This is a genomic window from Candidatus Poriferisocius sp. (assembly GCF_965204145.1).
In the GTDB taxonomy this organism is placed as follows: Bacteria; Actinomycetota; Acidimicrobiia; order Acidimicrobiales; family Bin134; genus Poriferisocius.
In genome coordinates this window covers 2,317,438-2,336,062 of the sequence record NZ_OZ241977.1, presented here as the reverse complement: position 1 = coordinate 2,336,062, position 18,625 = coordinate 2,317,438, and the positions used below count along the sequence as shown (strand labels likewise).

At 64.3% G+C, this 18,625-nt stretch carries 23 protein-coding genes; 10 read left to right on the top strand and 13 right to left on the bottom strand.

Translation table 11 applies throughout. The features are described 5' to 3' along the window. Positions 1-13: 13 nt before the first annotated feature. The 6 genes from ACOGI7_RS10810 to ACOGI7_RS10785 are packed head-to-tail and all read left to right on the top strand — an operon-like array spanning position 14 to position 3,498. Complete coding sequence (locus tag ACOGI7_RS10810) at positions 14-385, top strand: nuclear transport factor 2 family protein (protein ID WP_419848769.1); 372 nt, start codon at positions 14-16, stop codon at positions 383-385. Then, entirely contained in the window at positions 375-1,097 is a 723-nt protein-coding gene (locus ACOGI7_RS10805) for a trypsin-like peptidase domain-containing protein (RefSeq protein WP_419848768.1), read from the top strand. The genes ACOGI7_RS10810 and ACOGI7_RS10805 overlap by 11 nt, the downstream gene beginning before the upstream one ends. Positions 1,098-1,144: 47 nt before the next feature. Next, entirely contained in the window at positions 1,145-1,774 is a 630-nt protein-coding gene (locus tag ACOGI7_RS10800; protein ID WP_419848767.1) for a cysteine hydrolase, read from the top strand. Next, positions 1,771-2,226 (top strand): ester cyclase, encoded by a 456-nt coding sequence (locus ACOGI7_RS10795; RefSeq protein WP_419851500.1) that lies wholly within the window; start codon positions 1,771-1,773, stop codon positions 2,224-2,226. The genes ACOGI7_RS10800 and ACOGI7_RS10795 overlap by 4 nt, the downstream gene beginning before the upstream one ends. A gap of 2 nt (positions 2,227-2,228) precedes the next feature. After that, complete coding sequence (locus ACOGI7_RS10790; protein ID WP_419848766.1) at positions 2,229-3,017, top strand: SDR family NAD(P)-dependent oxidoreductase; 789 nt, start codon at positions 2,229-2,231, stop codon at positions 3,015-3,017. A 13-nt stretch (positions 3,018-3,030) separates the two neighbouring features. Beyond that, positions 3,031-3,498, top strand: a complete 468-nt coding sequence (locus tag ACOGI7_RS10785) for a universal stress protein (protein WP_419848765.1) — start codon at positions 3,031-3,033, stop codon at positions 3,496-3,498. Between the two features lie 48 nt (positions 3,499-3,546). Here the strand turns inward: ACOGI7_RS10785 and ACOGI7_RS10780 are convergent, their stop codons facing one another. From ACOGI7_RS10780 to ACOGI7_RS10760, 5 genes are all read right to left on the bottom strand, one after another. After that, complete coding sequence (locus tag ACOGI7_RS10780; RefSeq protein WP_419848764.1) at positions 3,547-3,813, bottom strand: hypothetical protein; 267 nt, start codon at positions 3,811-3,813, stop codon at positions 3,547-3,549. A gap of 3 nt (positions 3,814-3,816) precedes the next feature. Beyond that, positions 3,817-3,966 carry a hypothetical protein gene (locus ACOGI7_RS10775; protein WP_419848763.1) on the bottom strand — a complete coding sequence of 50 codons (150 nt, stop codon included), beginning with the start codon at positions 3,964-3,966 and terminating at the stop codon, positions 3,817-3,819. A 65-nt stretch (positions 3,967-4,031) separates the two neighbouring features. Then, entirely contained in the window at positions 4,032-5,009 is a 978-nt protein-coding gene (locus ACOGI7_RS10770; protein ID WP_419848762.1) for an NADPH:quinone oxidoreductase family protein, read from the bottom strand. Beyond that, positions 5,009-5,836, bottom strand: a complete 828-nt coding sequence (locus tag ACOGI7_RS10765) for an enoyl-CoA hydratase/isomerase family protein (protein WP_419848761.1) — start codon at positions 5,834-5,836, stop codon at positions 5,009-5,011. Before ACOGI7_RS10765 ends, ACOGI7_RS10770 begins: the two co-directional genes overlap by 1 nt. A gap of 74 nt (positions 5,837-5,910) precedes the next feature. Next, a complete protein-coding gene (locus ACOGI7_RS10760) occupies positions 5,911-6,432 on the bottom strand; it encodes a hypothetical protein (protein WP_419848760.1) in 522 nt (173 codons plus the stop codon). Between the two features lie 150 nt (positions 6,433-6,582). Here ACOGI7_RS10760 and ACOGI7_RS10755 point away from each other — a divergent pair, with 150 nt between their 5' ends. Next, the gene (locus tag ACOGI7_RS10755) at positions 6,583-7,314 is read left to right on the top strand and encodes a tyrosine-protein phosphatase (protein ID WP_419848759.1); all 732 of its coding nucleotides are present in this window, start codon (positions 6,583-6,585) and stop codon (positions 7,312-7,314) included. On the opposite strand, the gene ACOGI7_RS10750 is transcribed toward ACOGI7_RS10755, so the two are convergent. The 8 genes from ACOGI7_RS10750 to ACOGI7_RS10715 are packed head-to-tail and all read right to left on the bottom strand — an operon-like array spanning position 7,311 to position 14,033. Next, the gene (locus tag ACOGI7_RS10750) at positions 7,311-8,099 is read right to left on the bottom strand and encodes a thiamine pyrophosphate-dependent enzyme (RefSeq protein WP_419848758.1); all 789 of its coding nucleotides are present in this window, start codon (positions 8,097-8,099) and stop codon (positions 7,311-7,313) included. The two genes, ACOGI7_RS10755 and ACOGI7_RS10750, sit on opposite strands and share 4 nt — an antisense overlap. Continuing rightward, a complete protein-coding gene (locus ACOGI7_RS10745; protein WP_419848757.1) occupies positions 8,096-9,166 on the bottom strand; it encodes a hypothetical protein in 1,071 nt (356 codons plus the stop codon). Before ACOGI7_RS10745 ends, ACOGI7_RS10750 begins: the two co-directional genes overlap by 4 nt. Next, positions 9,163-9,426: a 4Fe-4S dicluster domain-containing protein gene (locus tag ACOGI7_RS10740; RefSeq protein ID WP_419848756.1), complete on the bottom strand. Its 264-nt coding sequence runs from the start codon at positions 9,424-9,426 to the stop codon at positions 9,163-9,165. The genes ACOGI7_RS10745 and ACOGI7_RS10740 overlap by 4 nt, the downstream gene beginning before the upstream one ends. Further along, positions 9,423-9,980 (bottom strand): 2-oxoacid:acceptor oxidoreductase family protein, encoded by a 558-nt coding sequence (locus tag ACOGI7_RS10735; RefSeq protein ID WP_419848755.1) that lies wholly within the window; start codon positions 9,978-9,980, stop codon positions 9,423-9,425. The genes ACOGI7_RS10740 and ACOGI7_RS10735 overlap by 4 nt, the downstream gene beginning before the upstream one ends. Positions 9,981-10,012: 32 nt before the next feature. Then, positions 10,013-10,780, bottom strand: a complete 768-nt coding sequence (locus tag ACOGI7_RS10730) for a crotonase/enoyl-CoA hydratase family protein (protein WP_419848754.1) — start codon at positions 10,778-10,780, stop codon at positions 10,013-10,015. A gap of 11 nt (positions 10,781-10,791) precedes the next feature. Next, positions 10,792-11,790 carry an NADP-dependent oxidoreductase gene (locus tag ACOGI7_RS10725; protein WP_419848753.1) on the bottom strand — a complete coding sequence of 333 codons (999 nt, stop codon included), beginning with the start codon at positions 11,788-11,790 and terminating at the stop codon, positions 10,792-10,794. Positions 11,791-11,816: 26 nt separating this feature from the next. Continuing rightward, positions 11,817-12,626, bottom strand: coding sequence for a PaaI family thioesterase (locus ACOGI7_RS10720; protein WP_419848752.1), 810 nt, complete (start codon positions 12,624-12,626; stop codon positions 11,817-11,819). A gap of 12 nt (positions 12,627-12,638) precedes the next feature. After that, positions 12,639-14,033 carry an amidohydrolase family protein gene (locus ACOGI7_RS10715; protein ID WP_419848751.1) on the bottom strand — a complete coding sequence of 465 codons (1,395 nt, stop codon included), beginning with the start codon at positions 14,031-14,033 and terminating at the stop codon, positions 12,639-12,641. 66 nt (positions 14,034-14,099) lie between these two features. Between ACOGI7_RS10715 and ACOGI7_RS10710 the strand changes: the two genes are divergently transcribed. The 3 genes from ACOGI7_RS10710 (at position 14,100) to ACOGI7_RS10700 (ending at position 18,118) form a co-directional block, all read left to right on the top strand. Beyond that, complete coding sequence (locus tag ACOGI7_RS10710; RefSeq protein WP_419848750.1) at positions 14,100-15,227, top strand: amidohydrolase family protein; 1,128 nt, start codon at positions 14,100-14,102, stop codon at positions 15,225-15,227. A gap of 188 nt (positions 15,228-15,415) precedes the next feature. Next, positions 15,416-16,693, top strand: coding sequence for an ATP-binding protein (locus ACOGI7_RS10705; protein WP_419848749.1), 1,278 nt, complete (start codon positions 15,416-15,418; stop codon positions 16,691-16,693). Between the two features lie 177 nt (positions 16,694-16,870). Beyond that, complete coding sequence (locus ACOGI7_RS10700; RefSeq protein WP_419848748.1) at positions 16,871-18,118, top strand: DUF222 domain-containing protein; 1,248 nt, start codon at positions 16,871-16,873, stop codon at positions 18,116-18,118. The last annotated feature ends 507 nt before the right edge of the window (positions 18,119-18,625 follow it).

The window sequence follows — 18,625 nt, the reverse complement described above, 5'->3', positions numbered from 1 at the left end:
AAAGGGAGCGCCAATGGTTGAGGCTCAGCACATGCGCAAGGTGATGGAGCAGTACGCCGCCGCGGTGTCTGCCGGGGAAGTAGAGGCGATCTTGTCGTTCTACGCCCCCAACGGTTCGTGCCAAGTGCCGGTCGGCGGGCCGGTGTGCGAGGGTATCGACGCCGTTCGGGCGTTCTATGAGGGCAACGAGCTAGCCGAAACTCTGGTACTGACCGGGCCAGTGCGGGTGGCGGGCCGAGAGGCAGCCGCCCCGATGGTGGCCCGTGTGTGCTTCGACGGGGTGAATTACGAGCTCGATGTGGTGGACGTGGCCGAGTTCAACGACGACGGTCTGCTGACCTCGTTGCGGGCGTTCTACTCGCTTGACGATCTGCGTGCTGTTTGAACGGTTGAAGAAATGGCGGCGGTGGCTGCTGTGGCTGCCTGCCCTGGGGCTGCTGCTGGGCTGGACGCTCACCTGGGCCTTTGACGCTCCGCAGCGAGCGGTGCTGGCCGAGCGCGACAACATCCGGGCAGCCGCCGTACACATCAGCGGTGCGGCTTGCGGCCAGTTCAGCGAGGGGAGCGGATTCGCCGTCGAGTCCGGCCTCGTGCTCACCAGCTCCCACGTGGTGGCCGGCGTGGAGGAGATCGAGGTGAGGTCTCTCGCGGGCAACTCAGTTGTCGGCGTTCTGGTGGGGTTCGACCCAGATCGCGACATTGCGGCCATATCGGTGTCGGGCCTGGAGGTATCCCCGGTTGCGTTGTCTCCAGCCGTCGCCACTGCCGCCGATGAGGGCGATGTGGGCACGGTACATCGCGATCTGGGCTTAGAGTTTGTGCCCTACCACGTGAAGCGCAGGGTCCCGGTTGTTGGCAAGAACATCTACCTCGAGGAGGTGGAGCTCGGCTATATGTTGGAGCTCCGCTCGCTGCTTTCCGCTGGCGACTCGGGTGCCGCGCTGGTGAACGTTGACGGCGAAGTGGTGGGCATGGTCTACGCGGTGGCCCGAGGCGAGCGGGACCAGAGTTACGCCCTTGACCGAGACGAGATTGCCGGCTTCCTGGCCGAAATCGACCGCAACCCCCTCCCCACCCCGCCCTGCCCTACCTTCTAGCGGTCCGGTGTAGGGGCGGGAGCGTGGGATGGGGCTAGTCTCATGCGATGCCAGTGGACTTGGACGAGCTGCTCGCCCCATCGCACACCGCAGTTGTCACCATGGAGTGCCAGCGAGGGGTGATCGGCGACATGGCCTCCATGGGGGGCTTGCGGGATGTGATGCTGGACCGAGGGGCGATCGACGCCGGTGCTCGGCTGTGCGCCGGTGCCAGGGACGCGGAAGTGCCGGTGGTGCACTGTTTGGCCCACTTCCGAGCCGACCGGGCGGGGAGCGTTGCCAACTGCCGAATGCTGGCGGCGTCGGCCAAGATGAGCGAGCAGAACGGGGGGCTGCTGATCGGATCGGAGTCGGCCGAGGTCATTCAGGAATTCGACCCTCAGCCATCCGACATCGAAATCGCCCGCTGGCACGGCATGTCCCCGTTCATCGGGACATCGCTCGACCAAACCCTGCGCAACCTGGGAGTCACCACTGTGGTGGCCGCTGGGGTATCGCTGAATGTGGGCGTGATGGGGCTGGTGATCAACGCCGTTGACTTGGGCTACCAGGTGGTACTGGCCGGTGATGCGGTGGCAGGTATACCGGCTGACTACGGCGACGCGGTAATGCACAACACCATGGCCTTTCTCACCACGATGCTCACCGTGGACGACATCGTGGCCCGGTGGGCATGACCGACAGCCCCGAGGCAACGAACAAGGCAGTCGTAGAGCGCTTGGTGCGCGACATCGTGAACGGCGGGCAGGTGGACCTTTTGGATGAGGTGCTGGCCGATGACTTTGTTGCCCATGGCGTGGGCCCCGGGCCTTCTGGCCCCGAAGGAATGCGCCGGCTGATCGCCACGTGGCGCACCGCCTTTCCCGACTGGCAAGACCACATCGAAGAGATGGTGGCCGAAGACGACTTGGTGGTGCTCAAGATCTCGGCTCGCGGCACCCACGATGGCCCACTGCTGGGCATCGACCCCACCGGCGAGGCCGTCCAATGGGGCATGATCGAGATGGTGCGCCTCGCCGACGGCAAGATCACCGAGCAATGGGGCTACTCCGACTTTGCCGAAGTGGTTCGACACCTCCGTAAAGTTGCGGCGGCACAATCCGAACAGCGATCCGAACCGGAGGCTTGACCATGGCCGATACCTCACCCGTCCCCGACTATGCCGGGCTCATGCGGCTCGACGACAAGGGCTTCATCGTGCTCGGAGCCGGGCAGGGCATGGGGCGCCAGTCCTCGCATGCTCTGGCCCAGATGGGGGCCAAGGTCTTCTGCGTGGACCTCGAACAGGACCGGGCCGAGCAGGTAGCCAACGAAGTCGATGGCACTCCCTGGGTGGCCGACATCACCAAGCGGGAAGAGGTTCAAGCTCTGGTGGATGAGGCCGGACAGACCATGGGATCAATCGACGGGATTGTGGACATCGTGGGTGTCTCCGGGTGGTCTGGAGTGCTGGACATCGACGATGCCGAGTGGGACTGGCAGTTCGACATGGTGCTGCGCCACGCCTTCCTCATCTCCCAGACTGCTGGTCGGGCCATGAAGGAGACCGGCGGCGGCACGATGGTGTTCATCGCCTCGGTGAGCGGCCTGACTGCGGCCCCCAACCACGCCCACTACGGAGCAGCCAAGGCCGGGCTGATGGCGTGGATGCAATCGGTGGCCATCGAATTGGCCCCCTACGGCATCCGGGCCAACTGCGTGGCACCGGGCACGATCCTGACCCCCCGGATGGAGGCGCTGTTCGACGAGGAGCGAAAGGCGATCAACAACGCCGCCGTGCCGATGGGACACATGGGGGTGCCATCAGACATCGCAGGGGCAGTGCTGTTCCTCTCCGCTCCGATCTCCGGATTCATTTCGGGCCGCACTCTGGTGGTAGACGGGGGCGTGGACGCCGACTTCCCGTACGACCCGATGTAGTTACAATGTGCCTATGGCGGATGACATGAGCGAGCCGGAGAATCGGATCGTCGTCGGGGTGGAAGGATCGGGCGGAGCCCGAGCCGCGCTCCGCTGGGCCATCAAGGAAGCTCGACATCGGAATGCATTTGTCGATGTGGTAACCGCTTACTCCACTACCTACGTGCCAGCCTCGCCAGACTTCAACTATGTGCCGTTGGATCCCATCGACCTGGAGGCTGAAGTCAAGCGGATGCAGGACAGCATCATCGACGAGGTACTGGCCGAGGTAGACGTCGAAGGGGTGGAGATCAGGCGTCGCATGGTGCGGGGGCGGGCGGCCGACACCCTGATCGCCGAGTCGGACAATGCGGCCATGCTTGTGGTCGGCTCCCGGGGCCGAGGCGGTTTCCGGGGCCTGCTACTGGGATCGGTCAGCCAGCAGATCGCCCAACACGGCAGCTGCCCCGTAGTAATCGTCCGCCCCGACCTGGCGACGTAGCTGCTACTGGCTTGCCTGAACTTTGACGGGGGTTCCCCTGCTTAATCTCTAACCCGATTTCGCGATGGTGGCTACGGTGCGCTGGTCGAGTCGGGCACTCTGGGCGATCTGACGATAGGAGGCACCCTCTTGGTGGGCAATGCGAATCAGGCTGTCGCGAATGGCCTGCTCGTGATCGAGGCGCTCGGCGTGGAGGGCGACGCATGCGAGCACAGCGCCCAATGCGTCGTCGCTAGGCCGGTGGTGGTTGAGCATCTCAATCGCCATCTCGGCGCTGTCGGTTCGGATAATGATGTCTGGTGCCGGGTCTGTCACCGGTCAGCCTTTCTCTAGGGCGTTGATCAATCGGTCGCGAACTTGGTAGAGCATGGCTAGTCGAGGCGAGACCTCTCCAGCAATCGCGGCGGCGTTGATATGCACCATAACCAGCGCCAGAAGCTCCAAGGCTTCACTGCGTTCAAGCTCCACATTGATGATGGAGTAATGCTATATGGATATGACAATAATGTCACAAATATTTTTTGCAAGTCGATCTACAACTCCACGATGGCTTTGCCCCAGGTTCGGCGGTTGTAGATGGCATCGAGGGCGGCGGGGACATCCTCAAAGGCATAGGGGGGAAATACCGGGGGATCGAGTCGGCCTTCTTCGAGGAGGGTGAATATCTCCTGTCGGGCTCGTTCTGACGGCTCGGGGTTGCGGCCCACTGAGGCGCCCCAGTGGACGCCGACCACCGAGTAGTTCTTCAGCAGAATGTGGTTGGTGGGGGCGTCGGCGATTCGGCCGCTGGTGAAGCCGATCACCAATAGCCGCCCGTCCCAGGCCATGCACCTCCGGGACCGGTCGAACACGTCGCCCCCCACCGGGTCGAAGCACACGTCCACTCCTCGGCCGTCGGTGTGGGCTCGCACCAAGTCGACGAAATCGGGGGTTTCCCGGTAGTCGATGGCCAGTTCCACTCCCATCTCTTTGAGCAGGGCGGTTTTCTCGGCCCCACCAGCGGTGGCGATGATCCTGGCGCCCGCAATCTGGCCAAGCTGCACGGCGGCCGACCCGACGCCCCCCATTCCGGCATGAACCAATATCGTCTCACCTTCGGCCAGGCGTCCCCGGTCGTGGAGGGCGAACCACGATGTGCCGTAGTTCACTAGCGCCGCGGCGGCTGCTCCGGCCGTTACCCCTTCGGCCAGCTTGTGAACGCCGCTGGCCCGCAGCGCAGTCTGCTCGGCGAGTGACCCACCGCCGATGCCCACCACTCGGTCACCGACGGCCAAGTGGTCAACCCCATCGCCGAGTTCCCGTACCCGGCCCACCACCTCGGTACACGGCGACCACGGCAGCTTGGTCTCCATTTGGTAGAGGCCCCGAGCCATGAGGCAGTCCACAAACGTCAGCCCCACGGCTTCAACATCCACCACGACTTGGCCGGGTGCTGACTCCGGGGGGTCGACTTGCTCTAATTGGAGAAACTCGACCGGGTCGCCCAGCTCATGTTGTTGCCAAATCCGCATCAGCTTCCCTTGGTGTCGGCACTTGAACCGGCCGCGGCGGGGCGGTCCACCACCGACTTGATGCTCTCTAAGGCCCGCTGTTTGAAATCTTGCACCGACGGCACATTGCCGGCCAGGGCCTGGTATTCCGACATGGTGCGGATGGCGTTGCGGGTGCCCATGGCCTCCATGCCCCGGTGAACGCTGCGCTTGTTGATCTGCTGGAGGTCGGACGGAACCCGAGCCACCCGCTGGGCCATCTCCAACACCCGCTCCTCCAACTCGGCCTCGGGGTAGGCCCGGTTGGCGAAGCCCATGGCCGCGGCCTCGGCGCCAGAGTAGGAATCGCCGGTGAGCATCATCTCCATGGCGTTGCGGAACCCCACCAGCCAGGGGTGGTAGTTGAAATCGGGGGGGCTCAACACCCGCACCACCGGATGGCCGATATCGGCGTTGTCGGCCACGTAGACCAGGTCGCAGGCCGCGGCCAGCTCTGATGCTCCGGCCAGGGCGTAGCCGTGGATCTGGGCGATGACCGGCTTGGCCAGCTCCCAAATCGCCAGCCAGCTGTCGGTCACATGACGGGACCACTGCCCATCGCCGCCCGCGGTGTAATGGGGCGGATCGTCCATGAGCGAGTCAGATAGGTCGTAGCCCGAGGAGAAGCACGGCCCCGCCCCTCGAATGATCGAAACCCGTACGTCGTCGTCGACATCGGCCGATTGCAGGGCAGCCAGCAGTTCCTTGCGCATCGGCGTGCTGATGGCGTTGCGCTTCTCCGGCCGGTTCAGCGTGATGCGCCGCACATGCGGCGCAGGATCATCGATCAGGATCAGCTCGTAGGACATGACCTGACCCTATAACGACCGGTGCCCCGGACCCGAAGGCCCGGGGCACCGAGTGTTCCGTTCAGGAAGTGGTGTTACAGGCTACGCAGCCGACGGCTGAGGCCGAACACCATCAGACCGGCGAGGGCGATGCCCGCACCGATGATTACTAGCACTGACGTTTCCACACCAGTATCAGCCAGCATGTCGTCGCCCATGTCATCCATGCCGACGTTCACGGAAACGGCTGCACTCTCGCCGTCTGCCGTCAACTCGAACAGGAGAATGGTGACACCAGCATCAGTGACTTCAACACCTTCCAACGTGGTGCTGTATGAGCCGTCATCCAGCGAGACTGCGTTGCCGAAGCCACCGCAGTACTGCATCAACTCGGCAGCGCCAGTGAGCAATGACGAATCGCCGGTGCTGCAAACGGCGAGGTTCGCCGACGAGATGGTGAAACCGGAAGCCTCAATGGCGATGTCATAGGTGCCAGCTTCCGACACAGAGGCCGGATCAGCGGTCATGGTCCGGTCCTGAGCCGAGGCGCTCCCGGCGAACAAGAAGCCGACCAGGGCCAAAGCCAGCCCGATAAAAATCAACTTGGTCTTGGTCATAGTTGTATCTCCTTGGACCACGCCGAAGGTCGGCCAGCCCTTACTCCGATATTGACGCGAGACTTTAGCCTGTTGATTCGTTCGTGTCACCTATTCGAAGCCCCGCTCTCAGTGCAGGGGTTTTGCGGCTCTGCCGATAGGGTGCCCGATGTGGAATCCATTCGAAATTTCCGCTCGCTGGGAGGCCAGAGCACCGTTGAGGGCCGCCGGGTGCGTTCGGGCCTGGTGTATCGGTCGGCCCACTTGGCCGAAGCATCTGATTCCGATTTGGAATCGCTGGTCGGGCTGGGTATTCGCACGGTGTTCGACTTCCGCAACCCAGGTGACCTTGCCGTTGAGGGTCCCAACCGACTGCCTGATGGGGTGGCGCAGATCTCGCTGCCGATGGTCGACCCGGCGAACCAGTCAGGGCTTCGGACCGACTATTCCAAACTGAGCGCCGAGGAACTAGAAGAGCGTTTCGGCAATGGAAAGGCCTTCCAGTGGATGAAGGAGGCGTCGGGTAGGTCGGTGAGCGACCCAGTGCGGACAGGCCAATTCGGCGAGTTCGTACGAGGTCTGCTGGCGCCGGAAGCGGTTCCTGTGCTGTTCAATTGCAGCGCCGGCAAGGACCGCACCGGCTGGGCGGCCAGCCTGCTGCTGTTGGCCGTGGGGGTTCCTGAACAGCAAGTGGTGGACCACTACATGGAGACCAACCAGCACGTGGTTCCCGGCCGATATGGCGACTTGATGATGCCGCTTATGTCCGTACACGAGGACTATTTCGCCGATCAGATGCAAGTGCTGGCGGACTCGTGGGGCGGCTTCGACCGGTACTGGACCGACGGCCTAGGCCTTGACAACGGCCATCGGCAGGCCTTGCGAGAGCTGCTGCTGGATTAGGGAGTCCTCAGTTCGCCGATGTTGTGGACGGGGGCGAGAGTGTCTTGGAGGTAGTCGGGACCCTCGAGGGTGTCGACGAACCAGCCGGTGGGGCACATGGTGAGGATCTCCACCAGGCTGAATCCGGCCCCGGCCATCTGGGACTCGTATGCCTTGGTGATGTAGCGCTTGGTGCGGGCCACGTTTCCGGCGTTGTTGACCGCGCAACGGGCGACATAGGCCGCGCCGTCCAAAGTGGCGGCAAGGTCGGAGAGCAGGATGGGGTGGCCGTGCTGGTGGGGGTCGCGCCCTTCAATCGAGGTCTTGGTGCGCTGGCCGAGGGTGGTGGTGGTGGTCATCTGACCGCCGGTCTCCCCGAACACCCCGTTGTTCAAAAGCAGACAGGTGATGTTCTCTCCCCGGGCCGCGGCGTGGAGCACTTCTTGGAGGCCCTCGTTGACCATGTCGCCGTCGCCTTGGACGGTCATCACGAATCCTTCGGGCAGCATCCGCTTGATTCCGGTAGCCACCGATGGGGCTCGACCGTGCAGGGCTTGCACCACCTCCACGTCGAGGTTGTGGGCGAAGGCGGTGTAGCACCCGATGCCGAACACCGTGATCGTGGACTGGGCCAGTTCCAGTTCTTCGATGGCCTCCATGGCGGCCCGGATGGCTATGGGCTCACCACAGCCCGGGCAGAGGTGGTGGTTGGCCTGGGTTATTAGCGATGGGGTGAAGTCGTCTACCAGCGCGGCGGGCTCAGTGGGCGGCGAATCAGTGGAAAGGTAAATCCGCTCCTCTGTCATGTCAGGGCCTCCAAGATGCGCTCGGAGATATCGGGCACGTTGATGTCGGGTCCGATCCCGAAGCCGGAGTGGTCCCAACTGGGGCCCCCGATGAACTCCACTGGCACCGCCCCCAGCGTAGCCAGTCGCACGTCTTCGACCATCTGGCCCATGTTCTGCTCGTACACCGCCACTTTGGCAGCACCGGCTACCGCGGTGTGTACTGCCTCCGATGGGAATGGCCACAGCGTGATGGGGCGGACATAGCCCACCCGGTGCCCGGCGTCGCGCAGCCGCAGGCAGGCGTAGCGCACGAACTTGCCCACCGAGCCGTAGGCGGCTACCACCAGCTCGGCGTCATCGCAGAATCCGGCGTCGATCAGCGGCTCAACGCCGGTGGCCATGGCCTGGATGTGGGCGGCACAGGCGGCGTAGTGGGCACCCAAGTCGAACCCTTCCTCGCCCTCGACACCGCCGCCCAGCGGGGAGATGATCTTGGCTGCCCCCGAGCCGCCGGAAGATCCGTTCAGAGCCCAGTCGGGGAGCGTTGGGACCGCGGCGTCGATGGCAGGCACGGACACTGCTTGGTAGGTGTGGGCCAGGTAGTAGTCGCCCAGCACCATCACCGGGGTTCGCCACTGACTGGCCAACTCGAACGCCAGCCGGGTCAGCTCTACCGCCTCGGGGATATCCATCGGGGCAAGCACAATGTGGCGGTAGTCGCCGTGGCCGCCGCCTCGGGTGGCTTGGAAGTAGTCGCCCTGGCCCCGGGCCATGTTGAACACCACCAGGGGAAGGCGGGCGTTGGTGATCTCCGACAGCGACTCCTGCATGAGCGACAGCCCCTGGCCGGTGGACCCGGTGGCCGCCAGATGCCCGGTGGTGGCCGCCCCCCAGGCCATGCCCACCGCCTCGAGTTCGCTCTCGGCGTTCATGCACACGCCGTTGACCTCGGGCAGCAGGGAGGCCATGTGCTCGAGCAGCTCGGTGAACGGGGTCATGGGATAGCCGGAGAAGAACCGGCAGCCGGCGGCCACGGCGGCTCGGGCCATGGCCTCCGAGCCCTCGAGCAGCGCCCGGTCGCTCACCGTTCGCCGCTCTCGTCAAGCGGCAATTCCTGGGGAGTGTCGTACTTGTACACCTGGAACACGAAGTCGGGACAGATCTGGGCGCAGGCCTGGCAACCGGTGCAACCGGCCAGCAGGCGGGGATATCGGTAGCCCTTGATGTTCACTTCGTGGGTGGTCATTTCCAGCACCCGGGGCGGACAGGCGTCAATGCAGAGATCGCACCCCTTGCAGGCTTCGACATCGATGACCACCGTGCCCCGGACAGTGACAGTGCTCATGCTGCCATCTCCCAGCCGGCGGCCAGCGCCCCCTCGTTGGCCTCGATGAGCTGGCTGCGATAGGGCGGCACCGAGCGGCGCATGCCTTCCACCAGGCCGTCCAAGCTCACCAGCCCGGACCTCCGCCCGTACACCCCGGCCATGACCATGGCGGCCAGCAGCGGGTTGCCCAGATCGGTGGCCACGTCGGTGGCGGGAACGTCGATCACCTGGTAGCGGTCCCGGTCCAGCTCGTCCTCGAACACCGAGGTGTTCACCAGCACCAAGCCGTCGTCTCGGATGCGGTCCCGCATCGGCACCCAGTACTGGTGGTGCATCAAGATGGCCGACCAGGTGGTCGACAGCACCGGGGGTGCCTCGATGGGCTGGTCGCTAATCACCACCGTGCTGTCGGTGTTGCCGCCCCGCATCATGCCGCCGTAGCTGCCAAAAACCAGCACCTCTTTGCCATCGGCGGTCGCCCCTTGGGCGATGACCTGGGCGGCCAACTGCACTCCTTGGCCGCCGATCCCGGTGAGCATCAGCTCCCGCTCCCCGGAGGCGGGCGAGTTCATCGACTCTGCCTGACTGGCCGGTTCGACACCGCTCACCGGCCTTTCCAGTTGGGAGGCCGTTTCTCTACGAACGCCCGAGGTCCCTCTTTGAAGTCCTCGGTCCCGAACAGCGCCTGGCCGGCTCGGGTGGCGATCTTGAATGCCTCGGCCTCGGTGGTCTCCAGCCCGTCGAGCAGTGCCTGACGGGCTCCCCTGACCGCCAATGGCGGATTGGCGATGATGCGCTCGGCCAGCGCCCGGGCTTCGGCCAGTGCTTGGCCCGGTTCGCACACCACATTCACCAGGCCGAGCGAATGGGCCCGATGGACGTCGATGGTGTCGCCGACCAGCGCCATCTCCATGGCGATGTTCACCGGTATGCGGCGGGGCAGTCGGCTGACGCCGCCCTCGGATGCGATCAGCGATCTCTTGACTTCGGGGATGCCGAACACGGCTTCGGTCGAGGCCACCACCAGATCACAGGCCAAGACCATCTCGAAGCCCCCGGCCACCGCGGGACGATCCACCGCGGCAATGACCGGCTTGGTGCGCCGTCGGCGGGAGAAGTGGCCAAAACCGTGCTCCGGGTGCATGATTCCCGCGGTACGCCCCTCGGAGAGTGCCTTCAAGTCGGCCCCGGCGCAGAACACTCGGCCGTTGCCGGCCAGAATGGCCACCCACACACCATCGTCGGCGTCGAACTGGTCGAACGCCTCGCCCAGGGCGGCGGACAGTTCCGGGCTCATGGCGTTGCGGGACTCCGGCCGGTTCATGGTGATGACCGCTACTCGGCCCTCGGTTTCGTAAATCGCCAGGCTCATTGCGCCGCTTCCTATTCGGGTTCTCTGACCTTCAGAAGCTGTTTGCCTTGGTTGGCTCCGGAAAACAGCCGCAGGAAGGTGGTGGGGATGTTCTCGAATCCCTCTTGGATGTCAGTTTGGAAAGCGATCTCCTCTTCGGCCACCCATCGACCGAGATCCTCGATGGCGTCGGGCACCCGATCCATGTGGTCGAACATCACAAAGCCTTGGATGGTGAGGCGCTTCTCGATGATCTGGAACATGTTGGACGGCCCCGGTCGGCGCATGCCCTGGTTGTAGGTGGAGATGGCCCCGCAGCTGGCGATGCGCCCCCCTTGGGCCATGTGGTTCATCACCGTCTCCAGCATGTCGCCGCCCACATTGTCGAAGTACACGTCCACGCCATCGGGGCAGAGTTCGCGCAGCCGGGCATCCACATCCTCGTTCTTGTAGTCGATCGCTCCGTCCAGCCGGGCCTCTTCCAAGAGCCACCGGCATTTCTCGGTGCCCCCGGCGATGCCCACCGACCGGCAGCCCTTGACCCGGGCGATCTGGGCGGCCACCGACCCAGTGGCCCCGGCCGCTCCCGATGTCAGCACGGTGTCGGTGGGCCTGGCGCGGCCGATGTCGAACAGGCCGATGTAGGCCGTCAGCCCCGTCCCGCCCAGCGGTCCGAGCATCACCGGGATAGGGGTGCCCGGTGGCACCACCCTGGCCTGTTCACCCACCACTTGGTAGTCCTGCCAGCTCATCATCCCGCTGACCAGGTCGCCCTCTTTGAGCGCCGGGGTGTTGGACGCCACCACCTGGGAGACCCCCGGCGCCAGCATGGGCGTGCCCAGCGGCACTGGCGGCATGTAGGTGATGAAGTCCTCCAACCACGTGCGCATGGCCGGCTCGAAGCTGAGATAGCACAGCCGGGCGAGCGCTTGGCCTTCGCTCGGTTCGGGAATGTCGGTTTCCCGGTATTCGAAGTTATCCACGCCCACCGGCCCGTCGGGCCGCACGGCATAGATCCACTGGCGGTTCATCCCGCCAAGCTACTCCGGCAGATGGTTCAGCGAGCCGGTCGGACCCGGAGCATCATGGTGGCGATCAGGCGGTCGCCCTTTCCCAGGTCCCTGATCTCGGCCACCACCCAGCCCGAGGATGGGTCGCCCATCCAGCGACAGGTGCTGTACACCGGGCCGATCTTTCCCCCCAGCAGATAGCGGATGTCCATGTCGGCCACCGCATGGGGCGTGCCGAATTGATGCTCGGCAAAGGTCTCGGCTCCCACTTCGCCTACCAGGGTGACCATGGCGCCTTGCATGATGCCCGCGGGGTTGAGCAGCTGTGGGGTGAGCTCCACCTCCACATGGCCGACGGAGGCGTCCACCACCTCGATGCCGGCCACTTCGGCCAGGGGCCGGTCGATGTCGGGAAGCCCCATGAGATCGGGCCGGGGAGGGTCGTGGATGGGTTTGGCCGGGTCGCCGGGACGTTGGTGGTGGCGCCCGAAACCGATCTGTGCGTAGCCCACCTCGGTGCCGTCGGGGATGTTAAAGCGGCACTCGCAGGTCAGCGTGCTGGCCCCGGCCCGCAGCACCTCGGCGTAAACGTCGATCTGGTCAGGCAGGGGGACATCTGCGGTGCGGAGCTGGAAATCAGTGGTGAAGTGCCAGCATTCGGGATCTTCCTTCTCGCCGATCATGCCCCCCGTGATGTCGGCGATCAGCATCAGCACTGAGGCCCGTACCTGGCCGCCGTGGCACTGCTCGTCGAACACCCGGAGCTTTCCGTAGCCGGGCCGGGCGGCGGGGTCGCAGTAGATCCCGAGCTGGGCCAGAAGGGTGAACTTTGGAGGTGCTTGGGCGGGGACGGTCATGGCCCCTTAGTTCTAGACGGTGGCACTCTCCAAAACCGTGTTCTTGAAGAAGTCGGGGCGGGCTTCGGAGAAGAAGCGGTGGGCGTTGCCGAAGGTGAAGGCCCGGAATTGGTCTTCGTTGAGCCAGCCGTGCTCCACCTGCTCCCACACCTCGGGGAGCACCTCGGACATGTCGGGAACATCCCAGTGACCCACGTCGGAGGAGAAGATGGCGTTGAGGGTTGCGCCTTCGGGCAGGGCGCCGTCGAAGGCCAGCCGCACCAGCGGGTCGTCGGCTTCGCAGCCGAACCAGTAGGACCGGTCGATCTGCTCGAGGATGTCTTCGGGGCAGGTGATGCCCGCGGCCTCGAAGTCGTGGACGACCTGATCAGAGCTGATGCCTTTCTGCATCACTTTGCCGAAGCCGGCGGGCAGATTGATGGGGTCGTTGGCCTCGGCCAGCAGCGATTCGAAGTAATCGGGCTCGAAGAGGGCCGGGTCGTAGGCCTTGAGGCCCTCGGGGCCGCGCTTTTCCCAGTGGCTGAGGAGGTCGCACACCATCTGGGCGCCCCAGGTGACCCCGCCTTCCAGGAAGCCGAGGCGCAGATCGGGGAAGCGATGGGTGACCCCGCCGAAGAAGATCGACTTGGCGGCGGTCTCGCTGGCGGTGCCGAAGTTGCCCATGTGGTTGTAGGTGAAATTGCTGATTGAGCGCCGGCCGTCCCAGCCCATCGAACCGGAGTGGAGGCTGGCCGGGGTTTGCAGCTCAACCAGCCTCTGCCATAGCGGGTCGTAGTCGTAGGCGGAGTCGAGGCCCAGCGAGTCGATCCACGTGGCCATCTCGCCGCCGGCCGGCACCTGGCGGAGAGCGAATCCGCCGATCATCACTGCTTTGAAGCCCAACTCGGTGACGGCGAAGTCGAGCTGCTCGATGGCCTCTTCGGGGGTTTGGGTGGGAATGGCCGCCACCGGGGTGAGGCGGTCTTGCAGGCCCTGGTAGCTGTCGGCCAGGTAGCGGTTGAGCGCCCGGCAGAGCTTGTTGCGGATTTCGTCGTCGCGGTAGGCCGGGAAGTTGAGGCCGATGCTGGGGTAGCACACCGCGAAATCCATGCCCAGCTCCTCGATGCGGTCGTGGAACATCGCCGGAGACACCGCGGTGGCGAAGTCCCGGGTGTTGCCCAGCGGCAGCGCCCACCACGGTCCCCGGAAGGATCGCCGGGCCAGGCGCTCATCAGGGGAAAGGCCCGACCAGTTGGGCTCTCCGTTGAACGAGCAGTTGGCCATCTGGGGGTACAGCCCTCCCTCAAGCCCCTCGTCGAGGCAGTACTGGTGGAGGGCCGGGTAGTGCTCGAACACGTGCCCGTCGGCGTCGATGACGGGATGGCCGAGGTCGGCTCGGATGTCGGCGGCGGATCGCTGGCTGCTCATGGCGGCAACGCTAGCTACTACCGTTAGTGGTTGTCTCAGCGACACCCGATTGAGAAGGTTCAAATCATGAGCACCGTCACCCCCGTTCGTTCTTGCATCTCGGCTGACTCCCACGTCACCGAGCCCGACAACACCTACATCGACTACATCGACCCCAAGTTCCGGGATCGGGCCCCCCGAGTGGATTGGGACGACAGCATGGGGGCGTTCATGTCGATCGACAACGGCCGCAATCGGATGCCCTATGGAATGATCGCGGCGGCGGGCAAGAGCTGGCACGAGATCAGCCTTTCGAGCGGTACCCGCTGGGAGGATCTGCACCCCGGCGGGTACGACCCGGTGGCCCGGCTCGACGAACAGGACCGCGACGGGGTGGTGGCCGAGGTGATCTACCCGTCGGTGGGCATGACCATCTGCAACCACCCCGACGGCGACTACAAGAAGGCGTGCTTCGACGCCTACAACCGCTGGATTGCCGAGTTCAACTCCCACGCCCCTGAGCGGTTGATCGGCTTGGGCCAGACCGCGGTGCGCTCAGTGGACGAGGCCATCGCCGACTTGGAGGCCATGAAGGCTCTCGGGCTCAAGGGCGTCATGCTGCCCGGCTATCCGGCTTTGGGGATCGATTACGACGCCCCCGACTTCGACGCCTTCTGGGAGGCGTCGGTGGCGATGGGCATGCCGCTGTCGTTCCACATCCTCACCTCGGGCAACGACCATCCCATGGCCGCCCAGTTCCGGGGGCCCAAGATCAACTCGTTCCTGGGGATCATCCGGGGCAACCAGGACATCATCGGCACGCTGATCTTCGGCGGCGTGTTCGAGCGCCATCCCGACCTGCGGGTGGTGTGCGTGGAGGCCGATGCCGGGTGGGCGCCCCACTGGATGTACCGGGCCGACCACGCCTACAACCGGCATCGCAACTGGCTGGAGAGCGCCGAGCTGTCCAAGAAGCCCAGCGACTACTTCCGGGAGAACGTGTACCTCACGTTCCAGGACGACTGGGTGGCGTTCAAGCTGCTCGATCTGATGAACGTGAACCGGGTGATGTGGGCCAACGACCACCCCCACTCAGACGCCACCTGGCCCTGGTCGCAAGAAATGCTCACCGAGCAAACCACCCACATGAGCGACCACCAAATCGACCGAGTCCTCCGCGACAACTGCGCCGAGCTCTACGGGCTGACCGTTTAGCTCAATTTCGGCCCCAAGCTACTTGGGGACCCTTAATTCCTGTACAAATTCACACCTCTGTTCTTGCACGTTTTCACGCCGCAGTTGGGCCTCTAGGTCGGCAAAATTGGGAATTAAAGTACGGCAGAATCAGGAATTTATCTCCGGCAATATTGGGAATTTATGCTCGGCAGATGTAGGATTCTGTCATGGGCATGCCAGAGGAGCCGAGGCTGGGAGCTGGAGAGCTCTATCCCCGGGCCGTTGAGTGGCTGGTGGCTGAGGAGCTGTTGCCAGTGTTTTCAGCCCTGCTGGTGGTCGGACCTCGTGGCTGTGGCAAATCGACATCGATGAGCCGCTTTGCCGACAGCACGTTGGACTTGTCCAGACCTGGTGCCCGGCTAGCGGCGAGAGAAGACCCCGACGGCGTATTGGCCGCTACAGACGGCACGCTCCTAATCGACGAATGGCAAGAAGCACCTGAGATCCTCGGGGCGATCAAGCGGTCCGTGGATGCAGACCTATCAAACCGGCCGGGAAGGTTCATCGTCACGGGTTCTGTGCGGGCCGCCCGACAGGCGGCCACATGGCCGGGTACCGGGCGCCTCATCCGAGTCAGGATGCACGGTTTGACCCGGGCTGAGATGGAGCGCTCCGAGCGGTACAACCCGGTCGATGGTCTTTTTGACCTTGAACGGGTGCAGTTCGGACAGTCCGAGTGGAGCCGCGATGACTATCTCGAAGCGATTGCGGGCGGGCGGTTTCCCGTGGCGGTGGAGCTGAGTGGCCGGAATCGGCGCCGGTGGTACAGCGCCTATGTCGAACAGCTTGTCGACAGGGATGCGCCGCAAGTGTCCAATCGCTCACCTCAAGGGGGGAAGTTGCGAGCCGTGCTGGGGTCGTGTGCTGCTCGAACCGGCCTCGAGCTAAACAAGCAGGCCACCGCGAGAGACGCCGGTGTGGACTTCAAGACCGCGGACGTCCATCTGGCCATGCTCGAAGGCCTCTGCGTGATCAGCCGTGTCCCGGCGTGGCACACCAAGCGGCTGAACCGGCTGAACCGGTCTCCCAGGGTCTACTTGACCGACACTGGTATGGCCGCTCACATCCTCAACGTTGACGCCGCGTCCCTGGGTCGAGACCCGAACTTGGTGGGCCAGATGTTCGAGACCTTCGCGGCAACCGAGTTGCTGGCGCATATCGAGACCGCAAAGGAAGAGACCCAGATGTTCCACCTGCGAGACCGCGATGGGAAAGAAGTAGACATCGTGCTCGAAAGCCAGGGCAAAGTCGTCGGAGTCGAAGTCAAGTCTTCAAGTGTTGTCAGTCGGGATGACGCTAGGGGGCTCTTGTGGTTGAGAGACCGACTTGGCGACGACTTCGCCGCAGGCGCGATCTTGAGCAGCGCCCCAGTGCCCTTCCAAGTCGCCGACCGAGTGTGGGCCCTTCCCCTGAGCTCGCTGTGGTGCCCGCCAAACCCGAAGTGAGCAATGGCCACTTGCTAGTTGGAGACTGCGCGATCACCGCCCGGAATTGCGGAGGGCCTGCCACACCTTCTCGGGAGTGCAGGGCATGTCGATGAGGTTCAGGATTGGGAGATAAAAGTTGGGTTTACCTGGGGTTTTCGAGGGGAATGTGTCACTGGGGTCGGTATAATTTCAGGTATGGAATTTACATCGAATCCCAGCACAAACGGCGCTGATACCGGTGTTGGCGGGGGTTTCGGGTTCCCGGATTTCTCTGAGGCGGGTGCTTCGGAGTTGTTGGGGTTGATGGGTCAGGTTGATCTGCTGCGCCGCCGGGCCGAGGGGTATCTGGTCGGGCTAGTTGTGCGCTACGGCGAGCTGGAGGGGCCGGGCGCGGCTGCCACGGTGTGCCACCAGTTCGGCATCAGCGCCTATCGGGCCCGCCAACTGGCCAGAACGGCCCAGGGTGTCGCGGCCATGCCCGAGGTTTTGGGCGCGGTGCGCGACGGCCGCATCTCGGCGGATCAGGGCGGGATGGTGGCGGAGTCGCACAAGCGGACGCCGATGAGCGAACAAGACCAACAAGAGCTGTTGGAGTTGGGCGGCTGGCAGGGCCACGACGACTTCAAGAAAACCGTCGCCGCCCGCGAGGACCAGCGTCGCGCCAAAGACGGCATGAGCCGAACCGAGCGCCAGAGGAACCGCCGATACCTCAAGGTGTTCGACGGCACCGGCGGCATGGTCGTTGTGCACGCCGAGCTCGACCAGGTATCGGGCGATCGGTTCAAGATCGCTCTTGGCGCGATGAGCGACAAGATGCTGGGCGACGACATCGCCTACGACCCCATTCGCACCTTCGAGCAGCGCAACGCCGACGCACTCGTCGCGCTTGTCACCCAACAGCCCGCCGACAGCGCCAACCCCAACTCCAATCCCTTGGCGGGCGTACCGGACTGCGGCACCCGCCCTCAGAAAACGGTGCTGGTGGTGTCCGCCGACTACGACGCCATCGAAAGCCGGCTGAAGAACGCCGGGCTCATCGACGGAACGCCCATCGACCTCGATGAGCTGCGCCGCCTGGCTTGCGACGCGGACATCGTCCCGATGATCTTCGGAAACGACGGGCAGCCCCTCTATGTGGGCAAAGCCCAACGAGCACCGACTAAAGCCCAAAGGCTGGCCCTTTACCGCAGAGACCGCGGCTGTGTGGGCTGCGGTCTCCGACCACAGATCTGCGACGCCCACCACATAGTGTCCTGGGACCAAAACGGCCCCACCGACATCACCAACCTCGTGCTGCTATGCCCCCGCTGCCACACCAAAGTCCACAAACACCACCACACCATCCAACACGACCCCCAGACCGGCCGATACCGCCTCCAACCCCCACCTCGGCCTAGCCCCACAACTCACCCGCCGCCCGCTGAACAACGAACCGCCGCCTGAGCGGACTCTCCGACCTCCCGCCAACAACAAACCTCCGCTTAAGCCGCCGCCCACGCGCCGCCTCCGACCTCCACCGGATCCATTGCCATGATTTGATGGTGCCTGTGCTTCATGCCCGGAGAGGATCAGTTCTGCTGTTGGCAGTCTTCGCGTTGTTGGGAGCGATCAGCTGTCAGTCGGACCCGTCGATTCTGGAAGAAGCGCTCGACCCTGGAACCCCAGTGCCCAGCGAGGAAGCTCTAGTGACTGGATCTACTTCGCCTTCGGTTCCTGCAATGCCGACGGCACCTCCCCGTACTACGACGGATCCAACGAGAAATGCTCAGACACCGGCGCTTACTGAGGGGCCAGTGCCGACCGAGTGGCCAAGAGCAAGTGAGACGCCAGTGCCGACTGAGGCCGCAGATTCATTTGGAGATTTTGGGGGCTTGATCCATTACGTACCCTCGGTTGGCACCCCCTTGGCGGCTGATTCCAGTTTGGAGGGGCAGCCGTTTGCACCGTCTG

Bases quoted from the DNA above. Each gene is read 5' to 3' on its own strand.
- ACOGI7_RS10785 (WP_419848765.1), top strand. From the start codon at position 3,031: ATGGCGGATGACATGAGCGAGCCGGAGAATCGGATCGTCGTCGGGGTG.
- ACOGI7_RS10790 (WP_419848766.1), top strand. From the start codon at position 2,229: ATGGCCGATACCTCACCCGTCCCCGACTATGCCGGGCTCATGCGGCTC.
- ACOGI7_RS10730 (WP_419848754.1), bottom strand. From the start codon at position 10,780: ATGAGCCTGGCGATTTACGAAACCGAGGGCCGAGTAGCGGTCATCACC.
- ACOGI7_RS10710 (WP_419848750.1), top strand. From the start codon at position 14,100: ATGAGCACCGTCACCCCCGTTCGTTCTTGCATCTCGGCTGACTCCCAC.
- ACOGI7_RS10770 (WP_419848762.1), bottom strand. From the start codon at position 5,009: ATGCGGATTTGGCAACAACATGAGCTGGGCGACCCGGTCGAGTTTCTC.
- ACOGI7_RS10750 (WP_419848758.1), bottom strand. From the start codon at position 8,099: ATGACAGAGGAGCGGATTTACCTTTCCACTGATTCGCCGCCCACTGAG.
- ACOGI7_RS10740 (WP_419848756.1), bottom strand. From the start codon at position 9,426: ATGAGCACTGTCACTGTCCGGGGCACGGTGGTCATCGATGTCGAAGCC.
- ACOGI7_RS10760 (WP_419848760.1), bottom strand. From the start codon at position 6,432: ATGACCAAGACCAAGTTGATTTTTATCGGGCTGGCTTTGGCCCTGGTC.
- ACOGI7_RS10810 (WP_419848769.1), top strand. From the start codon at position 14: ATGGTTGAGGCTCAGCACATGCGCAAGGTGATGGAGCAGTACGCCGCC.
- ACOGI7_RS10735 (WP_419848755.1), bottom strand. From the start codon at position 9,980: ATGAACTCGCCCGCCTCCGGGGAGCGGGAGCTGATGCTCACCGGGATC.
- ACOGI7_RS10795 (WP_419851500.1), top strand. From the start codon at position 1,771: ATGACCGACAGCCCCGAGGCAACGAACAAGGCAGTCGTAGAGCGCTTG.
- ACOGI7_RS10720 (WP_419848752.1), bottom strand. From the start codon at position 12,626: ATGACCGTCCCCGCCCAAGCACCTCCAAAGTTCACCCTTCTGGCCCAG.
- ACOGI7_RS10765 (WP_419848761.1), bottom strand. From the start codon at position 5,836: ATGTCCTACGAGCTGATCCTGATCGATGATCCTGCGCCGCATGTGCGG.
- ACOGI7_RS10700 (WP_419848748.1), top strand. From the start codon at position 16,871: ATGGAATTTACATCGAATCCCAGCACAAACGGCGCTGATACCGGTGTT.
- ACOGI7_RS10705 (WP_419848749.1), top strand. From the start codon at position 15,416: ATGGGCATGCCAGAGGAGCCGAGGCTGGGAGCTGGAGAGCTCTATCCC.
- ACOGI7_RS10725 (WP_419848753.1), bottom strand. From the start codon at position 11,790: ATGAACCGCCAGTGGATCTATGCCGTGCGGCCCGACGGGCCGGTGGGC.
- ACOGI7_RS10800 (WP_419848767.1), top strand. From the start codon at position 1,145: ATGCCAGTGGACTTGGACGAGCTGCTCGCCCCATCGCACACCGCAGTT.
- ACOGI7_RS10715 (WP_419848751.1), bottom strand. From the start codon at position 14,033: ATGAGCAGCCAGCGATCCGCCGCCGACATCCGAGCCGACCTCGGCCAT.